The sequence below is a fragment of the Amycolatopsis sp. NPDC049868 genome (assembly GCF_044461365.1).
Lineage (GTDB): Bacteria > Actinomycetota > Actinomycetes > Mycobacteriales > Pseudonocardiaceae > Amycolatopsis.
The window spans coordinates 213,230-238,502 of sequence record NZ_JBITKV010000001.1 but is presented as its reverse complement, the minus strand read 5'-3'; the positions used below and the strand labels follow the sequence as shown (position 1 = coordinate 238,502).

At 69.7% G+C, this 25,273-nt stretch carries 27 protein-coding genes; 11 read left to right on the top strand and 16 right to left on the bottom strand.

The features are described 5' to 3' along the window. Nucleotides 1–13 precede the first annotated feature (13 nt). Together ACIBTM_RS01210 and ACIBTM_RS01205 are read right to left on the bottom strand one after the other, a co-directional pair. Entirely contained in the window at nucleotides 14–1,342 is a 1,329-nt protein-coding gene (locus ACIBTM_RS01210) for a M20 family metallopeptidase (protein ID WP_395874369.1), read from the bottom strand. After that, entirely contained in the window at nucleotides 1,339–2,109 is a 771-nt protein-coding gene (locus tag ACIBTM_RS01205) for a class I SAM-dependent methyltransferase (protein WP_395874367.1), read from the bottom strand. Before ACIBTM_RS01205 ends, ACIBTM_RS01210 begins: the two co-directional genes overlap by 4 nt. Before the next feature lie 141 nt (nucleotides 2,110–2,250). Here ACIBTM_RS01205 and ACIBTM_RS01200 point away from each other — a divergent pair, with 141 nt between their 5' ends. From ACIBTM_RS01200 to ACIBTM_RS01190, 3 genes are read left to right on the top strand one after another with little or no spacing between them, the layout of a single operon-like run. Next, entirely contained in the window at nucleotides 2,251–3,192 is a 942-nt protein-coding gene (locus tag ACIBTM_RS01200; protein WP_395874365.1) for a DNA-3-methyladenine glycosylase family protein, read from the top strand. Between the two features lie 35 nt (nucleotides 3,193–3,227). Next, nucleotides 3,228–3,941: a M50 family metallopeptidase gene (locus tag ACIBTM_RS01195; protein WP_395874363.1), complete on the top strand. Its 714-nt coding sequence runs from the start codon at nucleotides 3,228–3,230 to the stop codon at nucleotides 3,939–3,941. Nucleotides 3,942–3,993: 52 nt separating this feature from the next. Continuing rightward, the gene (locus ACIBTM_RS01190) at nucleotides 3,994–5,226 is read left to right on the top strand and encodes an aldehyde dehydrogenase family protein (RefSeq protein ID WP_395874361.1); all 1,233 of its coding nucleotides are present in this window, start codon (nucleotides 3,994–3,996) and stop codon (nucleotides 5,224–5,226) included. A 62-nt stretch (nucleotides 5,227–5,288) separates the two neighbouring features. On the opposite strand, the gene ACIBTM_RS01185 is transcribed toward ACIBTM_RS01190, so the two are convergent. From ACIBTM_RS01185 to ccrA, 4 genes are all read right to left on the bottom strand, one after another. Continuing rightward, a complete protein-coding gene (locus ACIBTM_RS01185; RefSeq protein ID WP_395874359.1) occupies nucleotides 5,289–6,434 on the bottom strand; it encodes an adenylate/guanylate cyclase domain-containing protein in 1,146 nt (381 codons plus the stop codon). Further along, nucleotides 6,434–6,883 carry a universal stress protein gene (locus ACIBTM_RS01180; protein ID WP_340683602.1) on the bottom strand — a complete coding sequence of 150 codons (450 nt, stop codon included), beginning with the start codon at nucleotides 6,881–6,883 and terminating at the stop codon, nucleotides 6,434–6,436. The genes ACIBTM_RS01185 and ACIBTM_RS01180 overlap by 1 nt, the downstream gene beginning before the upstream one ends. Before the next feature lie 105 nt (nucleotides 6,884–6,988). Further along, nucleotides 6,989–8,125: a chromosome segregation protein gene (locus ACIBTM_RS01175; RefSeq protein ID WP_395874357.1), complete on the bottom strand. Its 1,137-nt coding sequence runs from the start codon at nucleotides 8,123–8,125 to the stop codon at nucleotides 6,989–6,991. A 77-nt stretch (nucleotides 8,126–8,202) separates the two neighbouring features. After that, nucleotides 8,203–9,552 carry a crotonyl-CoA carboxylase/reductase gene (gene ccrA, locus ACIBTM_RS01170; RefSeq protein ID WP_395874355.1) on the bottom strand — a complete coding sequence of 450 codons (1,350 nt, stop codon included), beginning with the start codon at nucleotides 9,550–9,552 and terminating at the stop codon, nucleotides 8,203–8,205. 204 nt (nucleotides 9,553–9,756) lie between these two features. Here ccrA and ACIBTM_RS01165 point away from each other — a divergent pair, with 204 nt between their 5' ends. After that, nucleotides 9,757–10,125 carry an SPW repeat protein gene (locus ACIBTM_RS01165; RefSeq protein WP_395874353.1) on the top strand — a complete coding sequence of 123 codons (369 nt, stop codon included), beginning with the start codon at nucleotides 9,757–9,759 and terminating at the stop codon, nucleotides 10,123–10,125. Nucleotides 10,126–10,141: 16 nt separating this feature from the next. Further along, nucleotides 10,142–10,705, top strand: coding sequence for a TetR/AcrR family transcriptional regulator (locus ACIBTM_RS01160; RefSeq protein WP_395874351.1), 564 nt, complete (start codon nucleotides 10,142–10,144; stop codon nucleotides 10,703–10,705). On the opposite strand, the gene mce is transcribed toward ACIBTM_RS01160, so the two are convergent. Next, nucleotides 10,699–11,148 (bottom strand): methylmalonyl-CoA epimerase, encoded by a 450-nt coding sequence (mce, locus tag ACIBTM_RS01155; protein WP_395874349.1) that lies wholly within the window; start codon nucleotides 11,146–11,148, stop codon nucleotides 10,699–10,701. The genes ACIBTM_RS01160 and mce overlap by 7 nt on opposite strands. Nucleotides 11,149–11,279: 131 nt before the next feature. Here mce and ACIBTM_RS01150 point away from each other — a divergent pair, with 131 nt between their 5' ends. Both ACIBTM_RS01150 and meaB read left to right on the top strand, forming a co-directional pair. Continuing rightward, a complete protein-coding gene (locus ACIBTM_RS01150) occupies nucleotides 11,280–12,461 on the top strand; it encodes an acetyl-CoA C-acetyltransferase (protein ID WP_350576209.1) in 1,182 nt (393 codons plus the stop codon). Nucleotides 12,462–12,466: 5 nt separating this feature from the next. Continuing rightward, complete coding sequence (gene meaB, locus ACIBTM_RS01145; RefSeq protein ID WP_395874346.1) at nucleotides 12,467–13,435, top strand: methylmalonyl Co-A mutase-associated GTPase MeaB; 969 nt, start codon at nucleotides 12,467–12,469, stop codon at nucleotides 13,433–13,435. A 4-nt stretch (nucleotides 13,436–13,439) separates the two neighbouring features. On the opposite strand, the gene ACIBTM_RS01140 is transcribed toward meaB, so the two are convergent. Then, entirely contained in the window at nucleotides 13,440–14,027 is a 588-nt protein-coding gene (locus ACIBTM_RS01140; protein WP_395874344.1) for a hypothetical protein, read from the bottom strand. A 146-nt stretch (nucleotides 14,028–14,173) separates the two neighbouring features. Here ACIBTM_RS01140 and ACIBTM_RS01135 point away from each other — a divergent pair, with 146 nt between their 5' ends. Then, nucleotides 14,174–14,854, top strand: a complete 681-nt coding sequence (locus tag ACIBTM_RS01135; RefSeq protein ID WP_395875764.1) for a peptidylprolyl isomerase — start codon at nucleotides 14,174–14,176, stop codon at nucleotides 14,852–14,854. On the opposite strand, the gene ACIBTM_RS01130 is transcribed toward ACIBTM_RS01135, so the two are convergent. Further along, nucleotides 14,851–16,230 carry a PLP-dependent aminotransferase family protein gene (locus ACIBTM_RS01130; RefSeq protein ID WP_395874342.1) on the bottom strand — a complete coding sequence of 460 codons (1,380 nt, stop codon included), beginning with the start codon at nucleotides 16,228–16,230 and terminating at the stop codon, nucleotides 14,851–14,853. The genes ACIBTM_RS01135 and ACIBTM_RS01130 overlap by 4 nt on opposite strands. A gap of 46 nt (nucleotides 16,231–16,276) precedes the next feature. Here ACIBTM_RS01130 and ACIBTM_RS01125 point away from each other — a divergent pair, with 46 nt between their 5' ends. Continuing rightward, the gene (locus tag ACIBTM_RS01125; RefSeq protein ID WP_016336647.1) at nucleotides 16,277–16,741 is read left to right on the top strand and encodes a carboxymuconolactone decarboxylase family protein; all 465 of its coding nucleotides are present in this window, start codon (nucleotides 16,277–16,279) and stop codon (nucleotides 16,739–16,741) included. Further along, a complete protein-coding gene (locus tag ACIBTM_RS01120; protein ID WP_395874340.1) occupies nucleotides 16,738–17,481 on the top strand; it encodes an isocitrate lyase/phosphoenolpyruvate mutase family protein in 744 nt (247 codons plus the stop codon). Before ACIBTM_RS01125 ends, ACIBTM_RS01120 begins: the two co-directional genes overlap by 4 nt. Before the next feature lie 63 nt (nucleotides 17,482–17,544). On the opposite strand, the gene ACIBTM_RS01115 is transcribed toward ACIBTM_RS01120, so the two are convergent. The 6 genes from ACIBTM_RS01115 to ACIBTM_RS01090 form a co-directional block, all read right to left on the bottom strand. After that, nucleotides 17,545–19,173, bottom strand: a complete 1,629-nt coding sequence (locus ACIBTM_RS01115) for a cation acetate symporter (protein ID WP_395874338.1) — start codon at nucleotides 19,171–19,173, stop codon at nucleotides 17,545–17,547. Beyond that, the gene (locus tag ACIBTM_RS01110) at nucleotides 19,170–19,511 is read right to left on the bottom strand and encodes a DUF485 domain-containing protein (RefSeq protein ID WP_007031706.1); all 342 of its coding nucleotides are present in this window, start codon (nucleotides 19,509–19,511) and stop codon (nucleotides 19,170–19,172) included. Before ACIBTM_RS01110 ends, ACIBTM_RS01115 begins: the two co-directional genes overlap by 4 nt. Nucleotides 19,512–19,578: 67 nt before the next feature. Continuing rightward, nucleotides 19,579–21,312 carry a cation acetate symporter gene (locus tag ACIBTM_RS01105; RefSeq protein WP_395874336.1) on the bottom strand — a complete coding sequence of 578 codons (1,734 nt, stop codon included), beginning with the start codon at nucleotides 21,310–21,312 and terminating at the stop codon, nucleotides 19,579–19,581. Beyond that, nucleotides 21,312–21,659: a hypothetical protein gene (locus ACIBTM_RS01100; protein ID WP_395874334.1), complete on the bottom strand. Its 348-nt coding sequence runs from the start codon at nucleotides 21,657–21,659 to the stop codon at nucleotides 21,312–21,314. Before ACIBTM_RS01100 ends, ACIBTM_RS01105 begins: the two co-directional genes overlap by 1 nt. Continuing rightward, complete coding sequence (locus ACIBTM_RS01095) at nucleotides 21,656–22,426, bottom strand: LytTR family DNA-binding domain-containing protein (protein ID WP_240600409.1); 771 nt, start codon at nucleotides 22,424–22,426, stop codon at nucleotides 21,656–21,658. Before ACIBTM_RS01095 ends, ACIBTM_RS01100 begins: the two co-directional genes overlap by 4 nt. Beyond that, nucleotides 22,423–23,469 (bottom strand): sensor histidine kinase, encoded by a 1,047-nt coding sequence (locus ACIBTM_RS01090; RefSeq protein WP_395874332.1) that lies wholly within the window; start codon nucleotides 23,467–23,469, stop codon nucleotides 22,423–22,425. Before ACIBTM_RS01090 ends, ACIBTM_RS01095 begins: the two co-directional genes overlap by 4 nt. 71 nt (nucleotides 23,470–23,540) lie before the next feature. Between ACIBTM_RS01090 and ACIBTM_RS01085 the strand changes: the two genes are divergently transcribed. Continuing rightward, on the top strand, nucleotides 23,541–24,020 hold the full coding sequence (locus ACIBTM_RS01085; RefSeq protein WP_395874330.1) for a hypothetical protein: 480 nt from the start codon (nucleotides 23,541–23,543) through the stop codon (nucleotides 24,018–24,020). 250 nt (nucleotides 24,021–24,270) lie between these two features. Here the strand turns inward: ACIBTM_RS01085 and ACIBTM_RS01080 are convergent, their stop codons facing one another. Further along, on the bottom strand, nucleotides 24,271–25,260 hold the full coding sequence (locus ACIBTM_RS01080; RefSeq protein WP_395874328.1) for an ABC transporter substrate-binding protein: 990 nt from the start codon (nucleotides 25,258–25,260) through the stop codon (nucleotides 24,271–24,273). Nucleotides 25,261–25,273 lie beyond the last annotated feature (13 nt).

Below are 25,273 nucleotides of genomic sequence, written 5' to 3'. Positions count from 1 at the left end.
TACCTGAGAAAACTCAGTCGAAGAAGGCAGGCACGTCCAGCGCTCCGCCCGACGCCTCGAACTCCTCGTGCACCGCGGCGCGGAGTTTCGCGTCAGCCAGGTAGTCGGCGGCCGTCAACGCCAGCCCCAGCGCCCCGTCGACGACCGCGCGATCGCCGTCGGGCGAACCGGCCGCGGCCGCGAACTCCTTGGTGTGCAAGGCGGTCGTCGGTCCGGCGATGGCGATCATCGGGTGGATCGCGGGCATCCGGTAGGAGAGATTGCCGAGGTCGGTCGAGCCGGTGAGGAATTCGGGCACGATCCCCGGCGGCAGCGGTTTGCGGCCGGTGTCGACCTGATGCACCGACCAGCGTCCGGCGAGGGTGGTGTTGAACCGGATCGGCAGATACGCGGGCTGGGCGTCCCACCGGAGTTCGACTCCGCAGCCGGTCATCTCCGCCGCGCCGCGCGCGATCGCCGAAACCCGTTCGGCGAGGTCGCGCAGCGTGTCCGGTTGCGCGGACCGGAGATAGAACAGCAGCGCCGCGCGTTCGGGGACGACGTTCGGCCGCGCGCCGCCGTCGGTGAAGACACCGTGGACGCGGTCACTGGAGGGCAGATGCTGCCGAAGCGCCGCGACACCCTGGTATGCGGCGACGGCGGCGTCGAGCGCGTTGCGCCCCATGAACGGCTGAGCCGACGCGTGGGCCCCGACACCGTGGAACACCATTTCCAGCTGCCGCCTGCCGAGGAACGGGTGCATGGCGATGTCGTGGCTGAACGGGTGCAGCATGAGCACGGCGTCGACGTCGTCGAAGACGCCGGCGCGGGCCATGGTCTCCTTGCCGCCACCGCCCTCCTCCGCCGGCGTGCCGATCAGCGAGACCCGGCCGCCCAGCCGTTCGGCGACCGCCGCCGCGCCGAGGAAGCCGCCGGCGCCCGCGGTGCAGATGACGTTGTGCCCGCAGCCGTGGCCGAGCCCGGGGAGCGCGTCGTACTCGGAGAGGACCGCGATATGCGGACCGCTGCCGGGGGTGGTCGCGACCAGGGCGGTGTCCAGCCCGCCCGCGCCGATCGTCACCTCGTGGCCATGCCGCCGGAGCAGATCGCCGAGCGCGCGGACCGAGCGGTGCTCGGCGAAACCCTCTTCGGGGTGAGCGTGCAGGTCTTGGCTCAACTCCACCAATTCCGCCTGCAGCGCGTGGATCTCGGTGCTGACGGCGTCCCGCGTGGCGGCGTCCGCGCCGTCATGGGCCGAGCCGAGTGGTTCGGCCGCGGCGACGGCGTCCGCGGTCGCTTCGACCAGCGAACGGAGGTAGCTGTCGTCGGGAGGAATCGGCGAAGCGTGCTCTGAGCGGATCATTTCCGGATGTTAGCTCCTAGCTCGCCCGTCACTATCTGCGTGACACCGGAGTACCGCTCGTCGACGTGGTCGAAGCCGCGCCGGAACAGTTTCACCGCGATCTCGCCGCGATCGAACATCCGCTGTCCGCTCAGCCTGCCGAGGACGGTGTCCGCCAGCCGCATCGGCTGATCGCCGTGCCGGGCGCTGGTCAGCATCACCAGCGAGCCGCCGGGTTTCAGCACGCGGGCGAACGAATCCAGGGCGGCGTCCGGGTCGGCGAACATGTGCAGCGCGGCGAAGCAGCACACGGCGTCCACAGTGGAGTCGTCGAGCGGCAGGTCGACGGCGTCGGCGCGCAGATACGTCACCGAGGCGGGATTGGGCGCGGCGAGCGCCTTCTCCAGCATGGTGACCGAACCGTCGAGGCCGATGGAGAGCCCGGCCGGGCCGACAGCCTCGCCGAAAGCCCTCGTGAACCGGCCGGTCCCGCAGGCGACGTCCAGCGCGACCTGGCCTGGGCGCAGGCCGAGCGCTTCGATCGCGATGCGGACCTCGCCCGCCATGCTCGGCCCGCTCAGTCCTTTCGCGACCCTGCCCAGCGCCGGGCGCCAGTACCGCTCGTAGATCATCGGCACGGCGGAGGTGCGCATCAGCCGCTGCGCGAGCCCGGTCGGTGGCCCCGCCTGCGGGATTTCTCCCAGCAGATCAAGGAAATCCTTGCCCTCGCCGGTGGTCGTGGTGCCCGGCCGCAGCAGGCTCCTCAGACGTTCGCGATGGTCCGGCATGGCTGCTCCCTTCACGATGTTCACCCGAGAATCTGCCATGACCGGCCCGTTCGCGACATTCCCGCCGCCGCGACCCGAAACTGTCGGTGGCCGTCTCTAACGTCGGAGGGAGTCGCCGTTCCCCAGCCGAAGGAGCCCGAAATGACCGGCTCGATCCTGCAGCACACCGCTTCGACCACGCTTCGCATCCCGGTGCGCGGCCCGTTCGATCTCGGCAAGTCCATCCGCTTCCTGACCGATTTCCCGCCCGCGTGCCGCGCGGACGCCGCCGCCGAGCCCGGGACCCTGCGTTTCGCCTTTCCCGCCGAAGCGGGTTGGGAGCACGTCGGTGCGGCCGTCAGACAGAGATCGCCCGGCACGATCGAGGTGGAGGTCTTCGCCGGGGAAGGGCTCGCCGTCGAGGTCGGTGCCCAGGTCCGGCGGATCCTCTCGGTGGATGTCGACGGTGTCGGCTTCGCCAAGATCGGCGCGGCGGATCCGGTGGTGCGCCGCCTGCAACAGGCGTATCCCGGCCTGCGCCCCGTGCTGTTCCATTCGCCCTACGAAGCGGCCTGCTGGGCGATCCTGAGCCATCGGACGCGGATGTCGCAGGCCGCCACGGTGAAAAGGCGGCTCGCCGAGAAGTTCGGCAGGCCGGTGGACGTCGGCGGGCACGTCCTCAGGTCGTTCCCGGGGCCGGACGTGCTGGCCGGGCCCGAAGCCGGGCGAGGCCTGCCGGAGGTGAAGGCCGAGCGGTTGCGCGCGGTGGCCAACGCCGCCAAGGACGGTCTGCTCGACGCCGCGTATCTGCGCGCGATGCCGGTGCCGGACGCGTTGCGCTGGCTGCAGCGCTTGCCGGGGATCGGCCCGTTCTCGGCACAGCTGATCCTGATCCGGGGCGCCGGGCATCCCGACGTCTTCCCCGCCGGTGAGCCACGGTTGCAGGAGGCCATGCGGGCCGCGTACGACCTGCCGGAAGCGCCGCCCGAGGAGCTGGAGGAGCTTTCCGCGGTCTGGCGGCCATTCCGCAGCTGGGTGGCCTTCGCCCTGCGCAACGACCCGGAGTTTCGCACGCGGGGGATCGGGGGTTCCATGACCGCCTGACACAGGACATATCCGGCTTGTGGTGAGCTGGTGAGGTGAGCTCGTCTCCCGCCGAAACGGTTTCCGACATCGCCCAGTCCACTCCGCCCGGCACGATCACCCTGGTCACCGGTGGTCTCGCACTGCTCGTGGTGCTCTCGGGCAGGCCATGGCGGATCGCCCGCAACCTGATCACGCTCGTCCACGAGGCAGGCCACGCGCTGGCGGCGGTGCTGGTCGGACGACGGCTGCAGGGCGTCAAGCTGCACTCGGACACCTCCGGCGTCACCGTCTCCCGCGGCAAACCGGAGGGGCCGGGGATGGCGTTCACCGCGCTGGCCGGGTATCCGGCGGCCGCGGTGCTCGGACTGGTGTTCGCGGGGCTGCTCTCGTCGGATCTGATCACCGTCGTGCTGATCGTGATGGCCCTGATGCTGCTGGGTGTGCTGGTGATGGTGCGCAACACCTACGGGGTTTTCACCGTGATCGCGAGCTCGGTGGTGCTCGGCCTGGTCGCGCTGGTGGCGCCGTCGTGGTTCCAGGCGATCTTCGTCTACCTGCTGACCTGGTTCCTGCTGTTCGGTGGCGTCCGGCCGGTGGTCGAGCTGCAGATCAAGCGGCGCCGGGGAGCGGCGAGGGATTCCGACGCCGACCAGCTCGGCAGGCTCACCGGGATGCCCGCGGTGCTGTGGGTGCTGGTGATGGCCGTGCTGACGGTGAGCTGTCTCTTCGCGGGCGGGTTGTGGCTGCTGGAGCCGACCGTCGCCTGACCGGGGCGGTACGGCAGACTGATGGCTCGTTCCGCGCGGAAGGAGTCAGCAGATGGACGAGGTCGCCAAGGCCGTCGAGGAATGCGCTCGATCGGCGAAACGGGCCGCGCCGTCGCTGGCCGCCGCCTCGCCGGAAGCGATCGACGCCGCGCTGAACGCCATGGCCGACAAGCTCGTCGAGCACGCCGACGTCGTGCTGGAGGCGAACCAGGCCGACATCGCCAAGGCGCGCGAAGACGGAATGAGCGCGGGCCTGCTCGACAGGCTCACCATCACCCCCGAGCGGCTGACCGGCATGGCCGAACAGCTCCGTCTCCTGGCGGGTGCGCCGCATCAGGAGCGGTCCGTCGACGTGTCCACTTTGGACGGGGGACTGCGGCTGGTGGAGCGCCGCCGCCCGGTCGGCGTGATCGGGGCGAACTACGAGGCGCGCCCGAACGTCACGGTCGACGTCGCCTCGCAGCTGGTGAAGTCGCGCAACGGTGGTGTGCTCCGCACGGGCTCCGCCGCGCTCGGCTCGGCCCAGCGCCTGCGCGAGACCGTGATCGCCCCCGCGCTCTCCGAGGCGGGTATCGACCCGGACGTCGTCCAGCTGGTGCCGCGCGCCGAACGTGAAGCGGCCTCCGCGCTGGTCCGTTTCCCCGCGCTCGTGCCGCTGGTCATCCTGCGCGGCAGCGGTGACAGCACCAGGGCGCTGGCCACCGAGGCGGCGGTCCACGGCGTCCGCACGCTGGCCCACGCGGACGGCGGCGGCGTGCTGTACATCGACGAAGCGGCCGACACCGACAAGGTGCGTGACCTGGTCTTCAACAGCCTCGACCGGCTCGGCGTCTGCAACCGGCTGAACCTGCTGCTGATCCACGAAGACGCGCACGACCGCGTGTGGCCCGGCATCTCCGGCGCGCTGGCCGAACGCGGCGTCACGCCGTCGCTCGCCCCGCACGAGCACGCCATCGGCTACGAATGGGCGCTCGACTCGGACCGCGAAGCGACCGTCACCGTCGCGAAGGTCTCCGGCCTGCCTGAAGCGGCGGAGATCGCCAACGAGCGGACCTCAGGCCTGGCCGCCGGCATCGCGACCGAAAGCAGCGAAGCCGCCGACGCGTTCTTCGACGCGTACACCGGCACCGGCGTCTTCTGGAACGCCCCGACGCGGCTGCTCGACGGCTTCAAGCTCCTCGCCGTCCCCGAGACCGGCATCAACCTGGACAAGGTCCCCGGCCCGCGTGGCCCGGTCACCTACACCGACCTCTATGTGCGGCAGTACGCCGTGCTGCCCGCCTGAACTCACGACCGGCTCGCTCGCGGAAGTGGTAGCAAAGGTCCCTTGCTCTCCCCGGCGGGGGATCAGCGACGCCGGCGCTTCGACCGGGGCCGGGGCGGCAGCGAGTCCGCGGTGGCCTCCTCGACCTCGTCCGAAGCGGGCACCGGCTCCGGAGTGGCGTCACCCAGCCCCAGCATCTCCGCCGCGAGCTGCTGCGAGGACGCGAACATGCCCGAAGGCCGTTCCCGCGCCCGGCGCAGCGACGAAGGCCGCAGCCGGTTGTACCCCCGCACCGAAACCGGCCGCCGCGTGCGGACCTCGAACTGCGCGAATTCCGAGAGCTCGATGGCGAGTTCCTTGTCCACCAGGATGGTGCCCGGCCGAGCGATCGAGGTGAGGCGGGCGGCGAGGTTCACGACCGAGCCGTAGACGTCGCCGAACCGGCTGAGGATCCGGCCTGAAGCCAGCCCGGCGCGCACGGAGGGCAGGGTCTCGTCGGCGTCGGCGCGTTCGGACAGGGCGAGGGCGATCTCGGCACCGTCGACGGCGGAATCGGCGACGAACAGGACCTCGTCGCCGATCATCTTCACGATCCGCCCGTGATGATCGGCGATCACCTCGGTGGCGACGGATTCGAACCGGTCGAGGATGCCGGTCAGCTCTTCTTCGTCGACCTGCCTGGTCAGCCGGGTGTAGCCGACCATGTCGACGAAGCCGACCACCTCGGTCCTCGCTTCGAGGTCTTCGTCCGGCAGAGCCAGCGCCCGGCCGGCGTAGGCGGCCAGGTGGCGGCGCCAGACGAATTCCTGCACCTTCTCCAGCTCGGGCAGCAGCCGTTCGACGAGCCGCCCGATCTGGCGTTCGCTGCTGCCGATCTCCTTGTTCTCGGTGATCATCGTCCACAGCATGTGGACCTGCCATTCCGCGAGCCGCGAAAGATGCTGGCCCAATGCGCGGGTCACGGCCAGCTCGATACTCGGATCGATCAGGCCCGAGATCATCAGCTGGTCCGCCGTACGGATCGCCTCGATGTCGGCATCGGTGAAGACGACCTCGTCGTCATCGACGGTCGCGAAGCCCAGCGCACGCCAAAGCCGCCGAGAGCGTTCCTCGGGAACGCCTGCCTTCTCGGCGACTTCGAGCCGGGTGTACTTGCGTTTTCCGCCGAGCAGGATCCGTTCGAGGCGCTGTTGCAGCGCGTCGGGCGAGATCTCGCCGGGTTCGGGCATCAGGTGGTGTGGACGATGAGCACGTCCACCCCGGACTTCCGCGCGACTTCGGACGGCACGGAGCCGAGGATGCGGCCCGCGAGCGTGTTCAGGCCGCGGTTGCCGACCACCAGCAGGTCCGCGGAGCGTTCGGAGACGACCTTGCGCAGCGAGTCGACCGGGTCGCCGACGACCGCGGCGGTCTCGATGGTCTTGGCGCCGGCCTTCGCCGCCCGGTCACGGGCGGACAGGAGGGTGTCCTCGGCCGGAGCCGAGCCCACCACCTGGTACGCCTCGTCGCCGAGAACGTCCTGCGCCTTCTCCACGTCGCCCTTGGTGGCGGGGTAGTAGGCGCACACGATGACCAGGGTCGCTCCGGAATCCCCGGCGACGCCCGCCGCCCGGTCGACCGCGGCGAATGAAGAATCCGAGCCGTCCGTGCCCACGACCACGGTCCGATATGCAGCCATCCGCAACCTCCACCGATCTGACAGCCCGCACCTGCGTGCGAGCAGCGACGATAACCGCTCGTCGGCGGCCTCGCAGGCCGTCGTGAGCACGGTCGGGTGAAGAGGTTACTCGCCAGTCGGTTTCTGTGCTGCCGCAGGTCGCGGTGAAGGCTTCGCACCGGATGTGGCCTTCGGCACATCGGCCGTCCGGAGCTGCACGGTGGCTTCCGCGTCGGGCGACGGCTTCGCCTTCAGGTCCGCCGGGATATGCGGCTCGTCACCGAGCACGTGCGTCGCCTCGGCCAGCGCGGTCCGCGCGGTGCGGACCTGCTCGGCCAGGCTGGAGCGCACCTTGCGGAGCGCTTCGACCCGTTCGGTGGCCTGGGTGATCCGCCGGTTGGACTCCTCGGTGGCCTGCCGGACGCGGCGGCGTGCCTCGTCGGCCGCCTCGGCGAGCCGGGCGTTGGCCTCGGTGATCGAGTCCTGTTTGCGCTTGTTGGCGTCGGCGACGGACTCGCGCTGACGGCGCTCGATGTCGGCCTTGGCCGCCGTCTCCTCTTCGAGCACCTTCGCGCGGATGGCGGCGGCGTCCTCGGTGGCCTCGCGGACACGGCGGGCCGCCTCGGCCTTGCTCGCTGCCTCCTGCTCGGCCAGCGCGTGCATGGCCTCGGTGCGCCGCGACGCCATCGCGATCTCGAAGTCCTCTTCGACCTGCGTGCGGCGCTGCTGCGCCTCGGCGTCGAGCTTGTCGCGCTCGGCCTTCGCCTTGTCGGTGATGTCTTTCGCCTCGGCGCGGGCCTTCTCCAGCACGCCGCGGTGCTCGGCCTCCATCTCCTTGCGGCGGAGGTCGAGCTCGTTGAGCAGCTGCTCGTAGCGGGCCCGCATGGCGCTCGCGTCGGTCTCCGCCTTGGCGCGGATGTGCCCGGCTTCGGCTTCCGCGCGCGCCTTGGTGTCGGCGGCCTCGTCCTGCGCGAGCCGCAACATCCGCTGCAGGCGCTCGGAAAGGCCTTCGACACTCGTCGGCGGCTGGGCGAGCCTGTCGACCTGTCCGCGCAGGTCCGCGATCTCGCCGCGCGCGATCTCCAGCTGCCGTGCCAGGTCGCCCGCCTGTCCGATGGCGGCATCGCGATCGGCGGTGAGCATCTTCAGATCGGCGTCCAGCCGTTCGAGATGTTCGTCGACCTGCGCACGGCTGTAACCGCGCTTCGCCACGTCGAAGCCGGCTCCCAGCGGCACTAGCTCCCGTTCCTCGCCAAGGCTCATCCTTCTACCGTAGTCGAGCTGGAGTCACGGAAGGGTGAGCACCCACGCAACGCGCGGCGAAAGCGCGTTCTGGCGCGCTAAACGTTCCGGAAAGCGTTGATCCCGTCGATGTGCTTTTCGCGCAGCTCGTGGTTCCGGACACCCAGACCTTCTTCCGGCGCAAGGGCGAGCACGCCGACCTTGCCCTGATGCGCGTTGCGGTGGACGTCCAGCGCGGCCTGTCCGGTGTCCTCGAGCGCGTAGGTCTTCGACAGCGTCGGGTGGATCAGACCTTTCGCGATCAGCCGGTTCGCCTCCCACGACTCGCGGTAGTTGGCGAAGTGGCTGCCGACGATCCGCTTCAGGTTCATCCACAGGTAGCGGTTGTCGTACTGGTGCAGGTAGCCCGAAGTCGACGCGCACGTGACGATCGTGCCGCCCTTGCGCGCGGCGTAGACGGACGCGCCGAAGGTCTCGCGGCCCGGGTGCTCGAAGACGATGTCGGGGTCCTCGCCGCCGGTCAGCTCGCGGATCTTCTTGCCGAACCGCTGCCACTCCTTCGGGTCCTGGTTGTGCTCGTCCTTCCAGAACTTGTAGCCCTCACCGGTGGCGCTGCTGCGGTCGATGATCAGCTCCGCGCCGAGCTTCCGGCAGATCTCCGCCTTTTCCGGGCTGGAGACCACGCACACCGGGATGGCGCCGCCGTTGAGCGCGTACTGCGTCGCGTAGGAGCCGAGGCCGCCCGAAGCGCCCCAGATCAGCACGACGTCGCCCTGCTTCATGTCGGCGCCGTTGCGCGAGACGAGCTGGCGGTAGGCCGTGGAGTTCACCAGGCCGGGGGAAGCCGCCTCTTCCCAGGTGAGGTGGTCCGGCTTCGGCATCAGCTGGTTCGACTTCACGAGCGCGATCTCGGCGAGCCCGCCGAAGTTCGTCTCGAAACCCCAGATCCGCTGCTCGGAGTCGAGCATCGTGTCGTTGTGCCCGTCCGGGCTTTCGAGTTCCACGTTGAGGCAGTGCGCGACGACCTCGTCGCCCGGCTTCCAGTTGTGCACGCCGGCGCCGGTGCGCAGCACGACGCCGGACAGGTCCGAGCCGACGACGTGGTACGGCAGGTCGTGGCGCTTCGCCAGCGGCGAGAGCCGTCCGTAGCGCTCCAGGAACTTGAACGTCGAGACCGGCTCGAAGATCGAGGTCCAGACGGTGTTGTAGTTGATCGCGCTCGCCATGACCGCGACCAGCGCCTCGCCGGGGCCGAGTTCCGGCGTCGGGACCTCGTCCACGTGCAGCGACTTGCGCGGGTCCTTGTCGCGGCTTTCGAGGCCTTCGAACATGCCGGCCTCGTCCTTGTGCACGGTCACCCCGCGATAGGTCTCCGGCACGTCGAGCGACGCCACGGCGCCGAGGTCATCGTTCAGAATGGCCTGCTGGATCTCGCCGAGCTGCGACATCGGAACCTCCGCGAATGGGGGGACGGCGTTTGGCGGCTTAAATTACTCATGGGTAACCCGGTCCACAACTGTACGAGACGTGGAGCACGTACACATCCCGAAGTGTTATCGACCGGTCTTGACCGGCCGGCCAACCAAGCGGACCATCGGAGGTGGAGATCTCTCCGACCTGCAGGTTCAGCCGATATTCGGAGGTGAGCACGCATGAATGAACCCACGACGCGCCCTTGGACCCGTCCCCATGACTGGGCGGAGGTGGTCATCGGTGTCGTGGTCGCGCTTTCACCCCTCTGGATGACCACGGACAACACCGCCATGTGGACGCTCGTCATCCTCGGCGCGCTGGTCGCCCTCGACGGTCTCGCGTCGCTTGCGATGCCTGGCATGGTCTACGGCGAAGGCATCCAGATCGTTCTGGGCGCCCTGCTGTTCATTTCGCCATGGGTGATGGGATACGCCGACTTCATGGGCGCGTCCTGGACCGCTTGGATCGGTGGCGTCCTGACCGTGGTGGCCGGGGCGGCGGCGATGCCGATCGCCCAGGCGACGCACAAGACGGCGGGACAGCACTGACCCGGGAGGAAACAGCGTGAAAGAGGATTCGGCGAAACAGCGCATCCTGCGAGCCGCGGAGGCGCTTTTCGCCGAATCCGGTTTCGACGCCACGCCCACTTCGCGGATCGCGGAGCGGGCGGGCGTGCCGAAAGGCCTCGTGCACTACTACTTCCGGCGTAAGTCGGATCTGCTGGCCGCATTGGTCGCCGAACTGCCCGACGCCCGGATCGAACCGGCCGTCGTGGTGGTCCCCGGCGACCTCGCGGGCAGTCTTCGCGGCCTCGTCGTGGAGCTCGACAGGCGGTTCAACCGGTCGCTGGCGCTCTCACATCTGCTGTGGCGGGAGGCCGATACGCACCGCGCGGTCCGCGACGCGCTGGCCGAACGGTTCCAGCAGCTCGTCCGGCAGGTGAAGGCGGTGATCGTCGCCGCGACCGGCGGCAAACTCGCGATCGCCGACGTCGATTCGGCTTCGGGGCTGCTCGCGCGGGCGGTGAGTCACCGCCACGCGACGGCGCGGCACACCGAGGACGGCGACCCCACCGAGATCGACCGCGAGGTCCTGTTCATCGCCGCCGCGCTGACACGCGGTCAGTGACCGTCCTTCGCGGGCTCGACCAGTTCCACCAGCACGCCGCCGGCGTCCTTCGGGTGGACGAAGTTCACCCGGCTGTTGGACGTGCCGCGCTTCGCCTCGGCGTAGAGCAGCCGGAGTCCCTGCGCGCGCAGCGCCGCGGCCGCGGCGTCCACATCGGACACTCGATACGCCAGCTGCTGCAGCCCGGGCCCGCTCTTCGCGAGGAACTTGCCGATCGCGGAATCGTCGCGCAGCGGCGCGAGGAGCTGGATCGCGGTCTCGGTCCCGGCGGTGCCCGGCGCGCGAAGCATCGCCTCGCGGACACCCTGCTCCTCGTTGATCTCCTCGTGCGCGACCTCCAAGCCGAAATGCTCGGTGTGGAAGGCGATCGCGGCGTCGAGATCGGGGACCGCGATGCCGACGTGGTCGATGGCCGTCACGAACGGTTTCAGCGCCTGGTTCATGCAGAGCAGGATAGGTGTGCGGGCGGGCGGACCGGCGTGCGCCGCCTCACACTGGCTCCATCAAGAGGCCCGCGACCCGGGTATGGTCGCGAAGACCCCCTTTGCCCTTGCGCCGATGCTTGGAGGACGCCGTGTCCGGTTCCGTGATCCTGGGTGCCGCCCGTACACCGATCGGGCGATTGCTCGGTTCCCTGAAGGATTTCTCGGGCGCACAACTCGGCGGATTCGCCATCAAGGCGGCACTGGAGCAGGCCGGTGTCTCGCCGGACGCGGTCCAGTACACGATCATGGGCCAGGTGCTCACCGCCGGAGCGGGCCAGATCCCCGCCCGCCAGGCCGCGGTCGCCGCCGGCATCCCGATGAGCGTCCCTGCGCTGACCATCAACAAGGTCTGCCTCTCCGGTCTCGACGCCATCGCGCTGGCCGACCAGCTCATCCGCGCGGGTGAGTTCGACCTGATCGTGGCCGGTGGCCAGGAGTCGATGACCCAGTCGCCGCATCTGCTGCCGAAGTCCCGCGCGGGCTTCAAATACGGCGACACCACGCTCGTCGACCACATGGCCTACGACGGTCTGTTCTGCGCCTTCGACCAGGTCGCGATGGGCTCTTCGACGGAGAAGTACAACAGCCGCTACGGGATCACCCGTGAGCAGCAGGACGAGTTCTCCGCGCGTTCGCACCAGCGTGCCGCCGCCGCCATCGCCGAGGGCCGCTTCGACGCCGAGATCGCGCCGGTGTCGATCCCGCAGCGCAAGGGCGACCCGGTCGTCTTCTCGCAGGACGAGGGCGTCCGCGCCGACACCACCGCCGAAGGCCTCGCGAAGCTGCGCCCCGCCTTCGCCTCCGACGGCACGATCACCGCCGGCTCCGCGTCGCAGATCTCCGACGGCGCGGCCGCGGTCATCGTCGCGAGCAAGGCCAAGGCCGAGGAGCTGGGCCTGACCCCGCTCGCCGAGATCGGCGCGCACGGCGTGGTCGCCGGTCCGGACGCCAGCCTGCACGAGCAGCCGTCGAACGCGATCCTCGCCGCGCTGGCCAAGGAGAAGCTGACCGCGGACGCGCTCGACCTGATCGAGATCAACGAGGCCTTCGCCGCCGTCGGGCTGGTCTCGGCCGACAAGCTCGGCGTCAGCGCGGACAAGGTGAACGTCGACGGCGGCGCCATCGCGCTCGGTCACCCGATCGGCGCGTCCGGCGCACGGCTCGCCGTGCACCTGATCCACGAACTCCGCCGTCGCGGCGGCGGCCTCGGCGCGGCCGCCCTCTGCGGTGGTGGCGGCCAGGGCGACGCGCTGCTCCTCCGCGTTCCGTAAAGCCCTTGCCGGTACAGCTGGACATCGACGAACTGGTCGGTCGCGCGCGGGACGGCGTCCCCCGCGCGATCGCCCGGTTGCTGTCGCTCGTCGAGGACGCCCATCCGCGCTTGCCCGAGGTCGCGGCGAAGCTGACGCCGCATACCGGCAACGCGCGGGTCGTCGGCCTGACCGGACCGCCCGGTGTCGGTAAGTCGACATCGACTTCGGCGCTGCTCACGGCTCTGCGGGCGCGGGGCCTGCGCGTCGGCGTGCTGGCGATCGACCCGTCGTCGCCGTTCTCCGGCGGAGCGCTGCTCGGCGACCGGATCCGGATGACCGAACACGCCACCGATCCCGGCGTGTTCATCCGGTCGATGGCCACGCGCGGCCATCTCGGCGGGCTGTCGTGGGCGACCCCGCAGGCCGTCCGGGTGCTCGACGCGGCCGGGTTCGACGTCGTGCTGATCGAGACCGTCGGCGTCGGTCAGTCCGAAGTGGACGTCGTGAAACTGGCCGACACCACGGTGGTCCTGCTCGCGCCGGGAATGGGCGACGGGATACAGGCGGCCAAGGCGGGGGTGCTGGAGATCGCGGACGTGTTCGTGGTCAACAAGGCCGACCGCGAGGGCGCGGACGCGACCGTGCACGACCTCAAACAGATGATCTCCTTGGTACGCCGGGAGATCCGCGGTCCGAGCTGGCGCCAGCCGATCGTGCGAACGGTGGCCTCGCGCGGCGAAGGCGTCGAGGACGTCGTCCGCGCGCTCGACGAGCACCACGACTGGCTGGTCCGGCGCGACGAACTGCCCCGCCGTCGTGCGGCGCGGGCCCGGGACGAGGTCGAGGCGATCGCCGTGCAGCGGCTGCGCGCGGAAATCGTCGACCTGCGTTCCGGGGACCGGCTCACCGAATTGGCCGAACGCGTGGTCGCGCGGAAACTCGACCCGTTCGCGGCGGCCGAAGAACTCATCGCGGACCTCCGCGGTTCGTGAGTGGTCAGAATTCGACGTACATCTTGATGTCGCCGAAGTCGCTGTCGAGATTGTCCAAATGGGCGATCGCGTCCTCTTTCCAGACTTCGAGCTGGTTGGTCTCGCCGTACGTGAGCTGTTCGCCTTCGGCCACCTTGTGGGCGTACTTCGTGATCGTGACGGTCTGCCCCCGGCAGAACTCGACGCGCTCCAGGAACCGGTCCGCCATCTCGGGATCGAAGACGCGGCCCATCCGGACGTAGCCGTTGTTGATGTGCTCCTCGCAGTAGAAGTGCGCCGCGGCCGAGGCGACCCACTCGGTCAGCGTCGGTTCGCGCGGCGGCCACTTCTCCTTGACGTGCGACTTGATCTCTCTGGCGAGGCGGATGACGCGACGTCGTTCGAGGTCGGTCAGTCCGTCCTCCTTGCGGAAGTCGAGGATCATGTCGTCGACGACCTTGGCGAGCCTGAGCATGCGCGGTTTGTCGAGCTCCGCCGGTTTCTCCGGCGGCAAGCCCGCCATGACCCGCTCGTGCACGAGGACGTACTGCGTGTACGCGTACAGGAAGGTCAGGGCGTTCAGCTGCCATTGGTGTCGTTCGGCGATCTCCACGGCTTCGACCCTAACCGCGGACCTACTTCCGGACCTGTGTGAGCGCCGGGGATTCACCCTATGCTCTCTTCTTCGTCCACGGCTGGGAGGCAGGAACCGTGCAGAGGATCGCGAAGGTCGTTGTGGCAGTGCTGGGAGCCGGGCTGATGCTCGCGGCCGGCACCGGAACGGCGTCGGCGGAGGGCGCGCCGCCGAAGGTCACGAAGGGGCCGTGCCAGTACACGCAGACGCCGGACGAGCCGGCCGCCCGCCCGGTCCCGCTGCCGCCGGACCCCCGTCGCACGCCGGATCGGGGCCAGGTTCCGGTGCAGCTGAAGACGAACCAGGGCAAGATCGACCTGACCCTCGATCGGGCGAAGGCGCCGTGCACGGTGCAGAGTTTCCTGCATCTGGCGAAGCATCGGTTCTACGACCGCACGACGTGTCACCGGCTGACCGCGTACCCGACGTTGAAGGTGCTGCAGTGCGGTGACCCGAGCGGCACCGGCGAGGGTGGCCCCGGCTACAAGTACAAGGACGAACTGCCCGTCGGCCTGCCGCCCGCGCCGACCGACCCGACCGGTGCGCGCAAGGTGTATTCGCGCGGTGTCCTCGCGATGGCCAACGCGGGCCCGGCGACCAACGGGAGCCAGTTCTTCGTGGTGTACGGGGACTCCGCGCTGCGACCGAACTACACGATCTTCGGCACCGTCGGTCACGAAGGCCTCGAAACCCTCGACGACGTCGCCGCCGGCGGTATCAAGCCGACTCCGGAAAACCCCGCCCCGGTCGACGGTGCCCCGGTGCTGAAGACCGACATCCTCCGGGCGCGTGCCTGGTTCTGCTAGGTGACCTCGAAGATGGCCTCGCGCAAGGCCTGGGTGGCGCCGCCGAAAGCGTGCTTCGCGGCGGCGCCGTACCCGATGATGAGCCCTTCGCGTTGTGGCTCGCCGATCCAGTGGCCGCTGAGCCCTTCGAGCCCGATCGCGCGACGGCGGCAGGCGGCCAGCACCTCCATCTCCTTCGGGACCTCGCCGGGGAACTGGAGCACCAGATGCAGCCCGGCGGAGATTCCTTGCGGCAGCACGGAATCCGGTAAGGCGGCGAGCAGTCTGTCCCGCCTGGAGCGGTACTCGATCCGGCAGCGGCGGATGTGCTGGTCGTAGGCGCCCGATTCGATCAGTTCGGCCAGTGCCAGCTGGTCCAGCAGCGCGGGCCGGGCCCCGCTCGCGGCCAGCGCCGCGCGCGCCGGTTCGACCAGGAACCGCGGCAGCACCATCCACCCCAGGCGTAGCGACGGCGCGAGCGTTTTGCTCGTCGTGCCCACGTACACGACCCGTTCCGGTGCCAGCGCCTGCAACGCCCCGACCTGCTGGTGGTCGAACCGGAACTCGCCGTCGTAGTCGTCCTCGATGACGACGGCGCCGGTTTCCTCCGCCCAGCGGGTGAGTTCCGCCCGTCGCCCCGGGGCGAGCGTGACGCCCAGCGGGTACTGGTGCGCCGGGGTGACCACCACCGCCGGGCTGTCCAAAGAGGACACCGTGATCCCGTGGTCGTCGACGGGGACACCGACCACGCGAGGACCGTTGGCGGCGACGATGTTCCGGTAGATCCGCAGCGACGGGTTCTCGAACGCGATCTCGTCCGCGCCGCGCGCGTGCAGGACCCGCGCCAGTATCGCGATCGCGTGCGAGAACCCGGAACACACCAGGATCCTCGCGGGATCGGCGAGCACGCCGCGGCTGCGGGCGAGGTACGCGGCGAGCGTCTCCCGCAGTTCCGCCGCGCCGGATTCGGCCGTGTAGTCGAACGCTGTCATCGGCGCCCGGTGCAAGGCCCGGCGGGTGGCCGCGAGCCAGGCCGACCGCGGGAAAGCGGACAGGTTCGGCCTGCCGGGGCGCAGGTCCCAGCGCGGCGCCGGGTCGCGGGGGACGGGCCTCGGCGGTGACGCGGGCAGCGCGCCCGCCGTCGCGACGCGGGTCGGGGCGCCCTGCGCCGTCCGCAGGTACCCCTCGGCGGCGAGATCGGCGTAGACGCGGGTGACCGTTCCCCTGGCGACGCCGAGGTCCCGCGCCAGTGCCCTGGTCGAGGGCACCGCGGCGCCCGCTTGCCAGCGTCCTTCCCGGATGGCCGCGCGGATCGCCGTCGCGAGTCCGGCCCGGCCGCTTTCGGGACGCCAGTCCAGGTGGACGTCTATTCCCGAACTGGACCATGATTCCGCCATACGACTGGACCATACTCGTGGGCCAGTCGCCGCTAGATTCGCAGTCATGACCGAGCGAATCCACGTGGGCAAACGAGTGCCCGAGATCTACCAGGCCATGGCGAAACTGCAGGCCGAAGTCGAGAAGGCCGCCGCCAACGCCGGTGTCGACCAGAAGATCCTCGAACTGGTGAAGATGCGGTCGTCGCAGATCAACCACTGCGCGTTCTGCCTGGACATGCATTCCCACGACGCGCTGCAGATGGGCGAGTCACCTCGGCGGCTGTTCGTGCTGCAGGGCTGGCGGGAGACCGAACTGTTCACCGAGCAGGAGCGCGCCGCGCTCGCGCTCACCGAGGCGATCACGAACGTCGCGACCCTGCACGACGTCCCGGACGACGTCTACGAAGAGGCCACCCGCGTGTTCACCGAGGAGCAGTACCGCGCCATCGTCTGGGAGGCCATCGCGATCAACAGCTGGAACCGGATGTGCGTGACCAGCCACGCGCCGCTGCCCGAGCGCGCCGAATGACCGCGGCGCGACTGCGAGAGCTGCACGTCGCGGGTGAACCGCTCCTCCTGCCGAACGCGTGGGACGCGGACAGCGCGCGTCTCGTGGAGGCCGCCGGGTTCCCCGTCGTGGCGACGAGTTCCTTCGCCGTGGCCAAGGTCCTCGGCTACGAGGACGGGGAGGCCGCGCCCGCCGACGAGATGTTCGCGGCGGCCGCGAGGATCGCGCGGGCGGTCTCGGTGCCGGTGACCGTCGACGTGGAAGGCGGGTACGGGCTCGAAGCGGGAGAACTCGCGGCGAGGCTGGCCGAGGCGGGCGCCGTCGGCTGCAACTACGAGGACACCGACCATGCTTCGGGCGGCGTCCACCCGGTGGAGGCACAGGCGGAACGGGTCGGCCGGTTGCGGGAGGCCGCCGGGGACGCGCTGGTGATCAACGCCCGCGTCGACGTCTTCCTCGGCGCGTCCGACGAGCGGGCCGTCCTGGACGACGCGATCTTGCGGGCCAAGGCGTATCTGGAGGCCGGTGCGGACTGCGTCTACCCGATCCTGGTGAAGTCGCCGGAAGTACTGGGCGAGTTCGTGAAAGCGGTGGCACCTGGGGCGGTCAACGCCGCTCCGATGCCTTCGGGCCCCGATCTCTCCGCGCTCGCCGAACTGGGGGTGGCGCGGATCTCGCTGGGCACCGGGCTGTGGAAGTCGGTCCGTGCGGACCTCCGCGCGAAGCTGACCGGGCTGACGGCGGGAAAGCTGCCGTACTGAGGGGAATGGGAACCGGGACGGTGCGGCCGGGGGCGTTGGATGCCGGCCGCACCGTCCCGGCGATCAGTGAGCGACCGCCTTTTCGGCGCCCGCCCCGGTGAGGGACCGGACCTCCATCTCGGCGTACTTCTTCTGGTTGTGCTCCTTGGACAGCACGGTGCCGAGCCAGCCGAGGAAGAACGCCACGGGGATCGAAATGATGCCGGGGTTGTCCAGCGGGAACCAGTGGAAGTCGACTCCCTGGATCATCGAGGCGCTCTTGCCGGTCTTGGCGTCGACCGGTTTACCCGAGACCGCCGGCGAGAACACGATCAGCACGATGCAGACCGCGAGGCCGCCGTAGATGCTCCACAACGCGCCTTGGGTGTTGAACCGCTTCCAGAACAGCGAGTACAGGATGGTCGGCAGGTTCGCCGACGCCGCCACCGCGAACGCGAGCGCCACGAGGAACGCGATGTTCTGCCCGTTGGCGAGGATGCCGCCGAGGATCGCGACCGCGCCGATCACCAGCGCGGTGATCCGGGCGACCTTCACCTCTGAAGCGGGGGTCGCCTTGCCCTTCTTGATCACGTTGGCGTAGACGTCGTGCGCGAACGACGCCGACGCGGTGATCGTGAGCCCCGCGACCACGGCGAGGATCGTCGCGAAGGCGATCGCCGCGATCAGGCCGAGCAGGATCGGGCCGCCGAGTTCCAGCGCCAGCAGCGGAGCCGCCGAGTTCACGCCACCGGGCGCGGCCTTGATCTTGTCCGCGCCGACCAGCGCGCCGGCGCCGTAGCCGAGCACCAGGGTGAACAGGTAGAAGACACCGATCAGGCCGATCGCCCACACCACGGAACGGCGGGCTTCCTTCGCCGTCGGCACGGTGTAGAAGCGCATCAGGACGTGCGGCAGGCCCGCGGTCCCGAGCACCAGCGCGATACCCAGCGACAGGAAGTCGAGTTTCGTCGTGCCGGTCTTGCCGTACTGGTTGCCCGGCCCGAGCAGCGCCTCACCGGCCTTGCCCGCCTTGTCCACGGCGCCCTGCAGCAACGCGGAGAGGTTGAAGCCGTACATACCCAGCACCCACAGCGTCATCGCCAGCGCGCCGACGATGAGCAGCGCCGCCTTGATGATCTGGACCCAGGTGGTGCCCTTCATCCCGCCGATGAGCACGTAGGCGATCATGATGATGCCGACGATCACGATGATCGCGGCCTGCCCGGCCTTGCTCTCGATCCCGAGCAGCAGCGCGACGAGGCCACCGGCACCCGCCATCTGCGCCAGCAGGTAGAAGAACGAGACGGCCAGGGTGGACGTCGCCGCCGCGGCCCGCACCGGGCGCTGCTTCATCCGGAACGCCAGCACGTCGCCCATGGTGAACTTGCCGGTGTTGCGCAGCAGTTCCGCGACCAGCAGCAACGCCACCAGCCACGCCACCAGGAAGCCGATGGAGTACAGGAAACCGTCGTAGCCGTAGACGGCGATCGCGCCCGCGATCCCGAGGAACGACGCGGCGGACAGGTAGTCGCCCGCGATGGCGACGCCGTTCTGCGGGCCGGTGAACGCGCGGCCCGCGGCGTAGTAGTCCGACGCCGTCTTCGTGTTGCGGCTCGCCCGGAACACGACGAACAGCGTGACCACCACGAACAGTCCGAAGATGGTGATGTTGAGTACGGGGCTGCTGCCCTCGACTCCGGCGGCGAGGGTCATTTGGTCTCACTCTCGATATCCGTGCGGATCTTCTCCGCGATGGGGTCGAGTTTCTTGTTCGCGTAACGGACGTAGAGCCCCGTGATCACGAAGGTCGAAACGAACTGCAGCAGACCGAAGACCAGGCCGACGGTGATGTTGCCGACCAGCTTCGTGCTCATGAAGCCGTGCGCGTAGTCGGCGAGCAGCACGTAGAGCAGGTACCAGAGGAGGAACAACGCCGAGACGGGGAACACGAACCGGCGCAGCCGAGCCCGCAGTTCCTTGAACTCCGCGCTGTCATGGGCTTTGTCCCAGTCCGTTTCCGGCGGACTGGGAGCGTTCGTTTCGGTACTCATCGTGCTCTCCTCGCACCGCGAATGTGTTCCGCGACACGTTAAGGAGAGGTCAAGGAGACCGGAACCTTCAGCGGTTCAAACGTCTGCCGAGACGACGAACGGTCGACGAACGGTGGTCGGACCACGACGAAGGGGCCTCGGCTGTCCGATCGTCCAGATGCAGCCGCAGCATGGCGGCCGTCGACCAGGCGGGAGGCCTGCCACGCAAGGAAACCACGATCATTACTCCGAATGCCAGCGGAACCGACCAAGGCGCGGGCTGCGACACGAGGATCGCGGGCAGGCCGCTCAAACTCGGGACGAACAAGGCCACGAGGATCGAGCCCGAAGACGCGACGAGCCCGGCGAGGACGCCGCTGATCGCGCCCGCGGCGGTGAGCCGGTTCCACCAGATGCCCAGCACCAGCAACGGGCAGAACGTCGACGCGGCCACGGTGAATCCCCAGGTGACGAGGACGCCCGCGTCCAATCTGGCCGACGGCAGCGCGAGCAGGACCATCACCGCCGCCGCGCCGAGCACCGACCACCGCAGCCTCCGCAGGCCGCCGGGCGCCAGGTCGTGCGCGACCGCGCCGGAGATCACCAGCAGCAGCCCGAGCGACGTCGCCAGGAACGCGGCGAACGCGCCGGCCGTCAGCAAACCGGTGAACAGCGATCCCGCCCAGCCGTCGTCGATCTGCGCCGGCAACGCGACGACGACCGTGTCCGTCGCGCCGGAGACGTACAGCTCGGGCACCAGCACCCGGCCGAAAACTCCGTAAACCCCGGGGAACAGGTAGAACACGCCGAGCAGGGCGACGGTGATCGCCGCGGTCCGGCGGGCGGCCCGGCCGTCCGGGCTGGTGTGGAAGCGCATCAGGACATGCGGCAGGCCCATCGTGCCGAGCATGGTGGCGATCAGGATCGCCCACGTGCCGAGCAGCGGATAGCCGTGATCGCCGAGGTCGAGCAGCGGCCGTTGCCAGTCCGGTCCGCCCAGCGGGGCGCCGCCCCGGACCGAGGGAACCGGGGTCCCCTCGGCGAAGCGCAGTGTCTCCCCGCTCCTGGCCACCAGTTCACCCGGCGGAACGACATGCTTTTCCGGGGTGAGCAGGGTGGTCGGCTCGCGCAGGGTCAACGTCACGTCGATCTCGAAGGACAGCTGGGTGTCCCGGGCGAAGTGGGTGAATTCCACCGGATGCACCGAAGCCGATCGCTGCTCCGGGGACACCTGGGAGACCAGCCAGATCGCGGGGACGATGAACAGCAGCAGCTTCAGCACGAACTGGAAGGCCTGGACGTAGGTCGCCGCGCGCATCCCGCCGAGCGCCAGTGTCGCGCTGACGGCGGTGCCCGCGATGACGACGCCGACCCAGTACGGCGTTCCGCCGACCGCGGTCAGCACGAGCCCCGCGGTCCGGAATTGCGGGACCAGGTAAAGGGTTCCGATCACGAGGACGACGACGGCGGCGAGACGGCGCAGGGCGGGGGAGGCGAGCCGCGCTTCGGCGAAGTCCGGGACGGTGAGCGCGCCGGAGCGCCGCATCGGCGCCGCGACGAGCACCAGCATCGCGATGTACCCGGCGGTGAACCCGACCGGATACCAGAGCGCGCCGATGCCGTCCTTCACCACCAGCCCGGCCACACCGAGGAACGACGCCGCGGACAGGTATTCGCCGGAGACCGCGGCGGAGTTGACCAGCGGCGAGATCCGGCGCGAGGCGACGAGGAAATCCGACGTCGTGCGCATGGCCGCGACCCCGCGCAACCCGATCAGCAGGGTGACCAGCACGACCGGGGCCACCGAGAGCGCCGCGACCACTAGTCGTCCTCGATCTTTTCCGCCCGGTGCAACTGCCACCACGACAGCAATGCCATGGCCGGGTACGGGAGGATCGCGATCATCAGCCAGGACAGCGGGATTCCCGCCGGCCGTACCGAATCCAGCCCCGGGAACAGCGCGAACACCAGCGGGAGCCCGAAGACCAGTCCGAACATCCCGGCCAGCGCGGGGAGCCCGCGACGGCGCTGGGCCCGGTACAGCAGGTCCGCGCGTTCGGCGTCGCTCGCCGCCAGCCGGGGGACCCGCCAGCGGCCGCGTGCCCGGCGCCGCGACCGCGCGAGCCGGGTCTGCGGGCTGGTGACGGCGACCCGTTTGACGCGGCTCACGGGCGGCTTCCCCGGCCCAGTTCGCCGCGTTGCGCGGCGGCGAGCAGCCGGTCGCGCAGGTCGCGCGCGTGGCGGCGGCTCACCGGCACGTCGCCCGCCTCCGTATGGGCCAGCAACCCACCGGTGGTGTCGCTGCGCAGTTCGAGCACCGCGTCCACGGCGAGCAGGAAGCCTCGGTGGACGCGGGTGAACCCCGTTCCCTCCCAATACTCTTCGAGTCGGGAGATGGGCATCCGCGTGACATGCACGCCGGATTTCGTGTGCAGCCGGACGTAATCGCCGTGCGCCTCGACGAACTGGACGTCGTCGCGCCGGACGTACCGGGTGCGCCCACCGGATTCCACCGGCAACGCGGACATCGCGTCCGGCGCGGGTTTCGGCTCGTCGGCCTGGTTGCCCGCCATCCGGACCACTTTGGACAGTGCGGCGGACAGTCGTTCCGCGCGGACCGGTTTGAGCAGGTAGTCGACCGCGCCGATACCGTACGCGGCCACGGCGTGCCCGTCGTGCGCGGTGACGAACACGATCACCGGTGGTTCGTTGAGCCGCGCCAGCAGGGAGGCGAGTTCGAGCCCGTCGAGGCCGGGCATGGAGATGTCGAGGAAGACAGCGTCGAAATGACTGCCCTGCAACAGTTTGAGCGCGTCGACCGCGTCTCCGGCGGCGACCACCTCGGCGACTTCCGGGGCCTCGCGCAGCAGGCTGCACAGCTCGTCGAGGGCGGGCGGGACGTCGTCGACCGCGAGCACCCGCAGTCCGTTCGTCACGGCAGCACCCCCGGCTGGAACCGGGGCACCCGCACCACGACCCTGGTGCCCGCGCCGGTCTCGGTCTCGACCGTCAGGCCGTACCAAGGCCCGTAGACGCTCCGCAGTCTTTTGTCCACATTGGCCAGTCCGACGCCGCCGTCGTCGCCGCGCCCGGCCAGGATCGCCGCCGCGCGGGCGGGGTCCATGCCGAGACCGTCGTCCTCGACGCTGATCACGCAGTCGTTCCCTTCCGCCATTCCCTGAACCTGGATGAACCCCGCCTCGGCGCGCGGCTCGATCCCGTGCCGGATCGCGTTCTCCACCAACGGTTCCAGCACGAGATACGGCACCGCGACGGCCAGCACCTCCGGCGCGACGCGTACCTGTACCCGCAGCCGCTCGCCGAGCACGGCGCGCTGCAACGCCAAGTACGTCTCGATGGCGCGGAACTCCTCGGCGACCATCGTGTACTCACCGTGCCTCGCGAGGCTGTAGCGCGTGTACTCGGCGAAGTCGAGCATCAGATCGCGGGCGCGGTCCGGATCGGAGCGGACCAGCGAGGAGATCACGGTGAGCGCGTTGTAGACGAAATGCGGCGAGATCTCGGCCCGCAGCGCCCGCAGTTCGGCCTCCGCGGCCTGCTCGGCGGAGGCCTCCAGCCTGCCGCGTTCGAGCGCGTGGACGACGAGTTCGACGGCTTGGCGGGCGACGGCGTTCGTCCCGTCCGAGACCAGGAGGACACCGGCCAGTTCGTCGTGGACGTGCAGGGGCAGCGCCAGCAGCCCGGGCTCGGACACCGGCGTCTCGGAATGGAGGACCTCGTCGAGCGCCGCGGCCACGACGTCGTCGGCGGCCGGTCTGCCCGACCAGATCAGCGAGCCGGAGAGGTCGGTCAGCCCGAGGCCTGGGACGTCGAACAGCCGCCGGAGGCCGTGCGCCGCGTGGCGGGCGCGGGGCCCGGCGAGGCCGTCCATGAGATCGTCGGAGACGCGCTGGGCGGCGGCGAGCACCGGCACCGGATCCGCGCTCGCGGCGGGGCGCCAGGGCAGACGGGTGGTCATCCGGCCTCCTCCGCGACGTTGGGGCCTAGATCCTAACGTCGGTGCGTGGTTTCGCCGGTTACGCTCCGGACATGGTCCCCGGTGATGCGGTGCTGGTGCGCTTGGACGTCGTGATGCGGCGGTTCGCGATGGTCGGTTTCGTGGTGTTCGGCGTCGGGGGCGTGGTGGCCGTCGTCGTGTCGCTGGCCAGGCCTGGGTGGTCCGGCGAGGTTTTCGGGCTGCTCAGCGTGGCTTTCGCGGGGCTGATCCTGCTCGCGCTCCGGCGCTCGGCGGGCTCGTTGATGCTCTCCGGCGCGGGGTTCTCGGTGCCGGGTGTGTTCGAGGTCCGGTGGACCGAGGTGACGCGGTTGCGGGTGTGGCGGGAGAAGCGGCGCGTGGGGCGGTGGATGCACTGGTGGCATTACCGCCTCGAGTGGACCGGTTCGGGACCCGAAGTGCTGCTTGAGGACGGTGAGTACGCGTACGCGCTGGGGCATCTGGGCGGGGGCGCTCGGCTGTACGCGGCTCTCACGCTGTTCGCGCCCGCTGGGGTGGTCGAGTTCGCGGAGTGAGCGCCTCCCGGATGTCATGAAAGGGTCGTTCAGGACGTTTTTCGTCCTGAACGACCCTTTCATGACATCCGGCCCTCGACCGCGTGAGATGAGGGGCCTTTTATCGCAAATTTCGCTATGAAAGGCCCCTTCATCTCACGCGAGGGAAGCTGGTCGAGCCGCGGGAGTGAGCCGGTCCCGGATGCTATGAACGGTCCGTTCCTTGCAAAATTTGCAAGGAACGGACCGTTCATAGCATTACCAAAGCGCGTCAGCAGCTCTGCTTGTAGAAGTACTGAGCGTTCGCGTCCATGTTCGCCTTGGTGATCGAGTGCAGCGAAGCGGTCAGGTTCCGCGTCACCGGCTTGCCCTCCAGTGCCGCGATGGCCTGCTGAACGCCCTGCTGCCCGATGGCGGCCGGGTCCTGCGCGATGAGGCCCTGGTACTCGCCCTTCTTCAGACCCTCGATCTCCGACGGCGAGGCGTCGAAGCCGATCAGGTTGACCGCGCCGACCTTGCCCGCGTTCCGCAGGCCGGTCGCGGCGCCCTCACCGGTGTTGAGGTTGGTGACGAAGATGCCGATCAGGTCCGGGGTGGACGCCAGCGCGGCGGTCACCTTGGACGCGGCCTGGTCGGGCTCGTTCTGGGTGAACTGGACGCCCGCCGACTTCAGGTTCGGGTAGTTCTTCAGCTCGTCCTCGAAGCCCTTCGCGCGGGTGTTCGTGGTCGAGGTGCCGGCGATGGTGTCGAGCACCAGCACCGAACCGGTCTTGCCCGCGGCCAGTTCCGCCATCGTCTTCGCGGCGAGCTTGCCGCCCTCGGCGTTGTCCGAGGAGATAGACGACTCGGCCACGCTGGTGTCCTTCAGCGCGGTGTCGACCTCGATGATCTTCGCGCCGCGGTTCTTGACCTGCTGGATCGGCGCGAGCATCGCCTGGGCGTCGGTCGGCGCGATGAGCAGCGCGGCGGGCGGGTTGGAGCCCAGGGCGTTGACCAGCTGGGTCTGCATGGCGGCGTCGAACTTCTGCGGCGCCTGCGTGGTGAGTTCGTAGCCCGCCTTCTTGGCTTCGGCCTGTGCACCGCACTGCATCGAGATGTAGAACGGCTCGGCCTGCACACCCGGGATGAGCGACAGCTTCTTGTTGTTGGTCTTGGCGCCGGAGTCGCCCGACGGCGCCTCGCCGACGGTGCCGCCGCCGCAGGCGGTCAGCAGGAGGGCCGCGGAGACGGCGGCACCGGCGACGAGCAGGGTTTTCTTCATGGGGATAGCACCT

Bases quoted from the DNA above. Each gene is read 5' to 3' on its own strand.
- ACIBTM_RS01125 (WP_016336647.1), top strand. From the start codon at position 16,277: ATGACCGAGCGAATCCACGTGGGCAAACGAGTGCCCGAGATCTACCAG.
- ACIBTM_RS01080 (WP_395874328.1), bottom strand. From the start codon at position 25,260: ATGAAGAAAACCCTGCTCGTCGCCGGTGCCGCCGTCTCCGCGGCCCTC.
- ACIBTM_RS01110 (WP_007031706.1), bottom strand. From the start codon at position 19,511: ATGAGTACCGAAACGAACGCTCCCAGTCCGCCGGAAACGGACTGGGAC.
- ACIBTM_RS01120 (WP_395874340.1), top strand. From the start codon at position 16,738: ATGACCGCGGCGCGACTGCGAGAGCTGCACGTCGCGGGTGAACCGCTC.
- ACIBTM_RS01205 (WP_395874367.1), bottom strand. From the start codon at position 2,109: ATGCCGGACCATCGCGAACGTCTGAGGAGCCTGCTGCGGCCGGGCACC.
- ccrA (WP_395874355.1), bottom strand. From the start codon at position 9,552: ATGTCGCAGCTCGGCGAGATCCAGCAGGCCATTCTGAACGATGACCTC.
- ACIBTM_RS01175 (WP_395874357.1), bottom strand. From the start codon at position 8,125: ATGAGCCTTGGCGAGGAACGGGAGCTAGTGCCGCTGGGAGCCGGCTTC.
- ACIBTM_RS01165 (WP_395874353.1), top strand. From the start codon at position 9,757: ATGAATGAACCCACGACGCGCCCTTGGACCCGTCCCCATGACTGGGCG.
- mce (WP_395874349.1), bottom strand. From the start codon at position 11,148: ATGAACCAGGCGCTGAAACCGTTCGTGACGGCCATCGACCACGTCGGC.
- ACIBTM_RS01085 (WP_395874330.1), top strand. From the start codon at position 23,541: ATGGTCCCCGGTGATGCGGTGCTGGTGCGCTTGGACGTCGTGATGCGG.
- ACIBTM_RS01135 (WP_395875764.1), top strand. From the start codon at position 14,174: ATGCTCGCGGCCGGCACCGGAACGGCGTCGGCGGAGGGCGCGCCGCCG.
- ACIBTM_RS01115 (WP_395874338.1), bottom strand. From the start codon at position 19,173: ATGACCCTCGCCGCCGGAGTCGAGGGCAGCAGCCCCGTACTCAACATC.
- ACIBTM_RS01185 (WP_395874359.1), bottom strand. From the start codon at position 6,434: ATGCCCGAACCCGGCGAGATCTCGCCCGACGCGCTGCAACAGCGCCTC.
- ACIBTM_RS01130 (WP_395874342.1), bottom strand. From the start codon at position 16,230: ATGGCGGAATCATGGTCCAGTTCGGGAATAGACGTCCACCTGGACTGG.
- ACIBTM_RS01190 (WP_395874361.1), top strand. From the start codon at position 3,994: ATGGACGAGGTCGCCAAGGCCGTCGAGGAATGCGCTCGATCGGCGAAA.
- ACIBTM_RS01200 (WP_395874365.1), top strand. From the start codon at position 2,251: ATGACCGGCTCGATCCTGCAGCACACCGCTTCGACCACGCTTCGCATC.
- ACIBTM_RS01180 (WP_340683602.1), bottom strand. From the start codon at position 6,883: ATGGCTGCATATCGGACCGTGGTCGTGGGCACGGACGGCTCGGATTCT.
- ACIBTM_RS01090 (WP_395874332.1), bottom strand. From the start codon at position 23,469: ATGACCACCCGTCTGCCCTGGCGCCCCGCCGCGAGCGCGGATCCGGTG.
- ACIBTM_RS01210 (WP_395874369.1), bottom strand. From the start codon at position 1,342: ATGATCCGCTCAGAGCACGCTTCGCCGATTCCTCCCGACGACAGCTAC.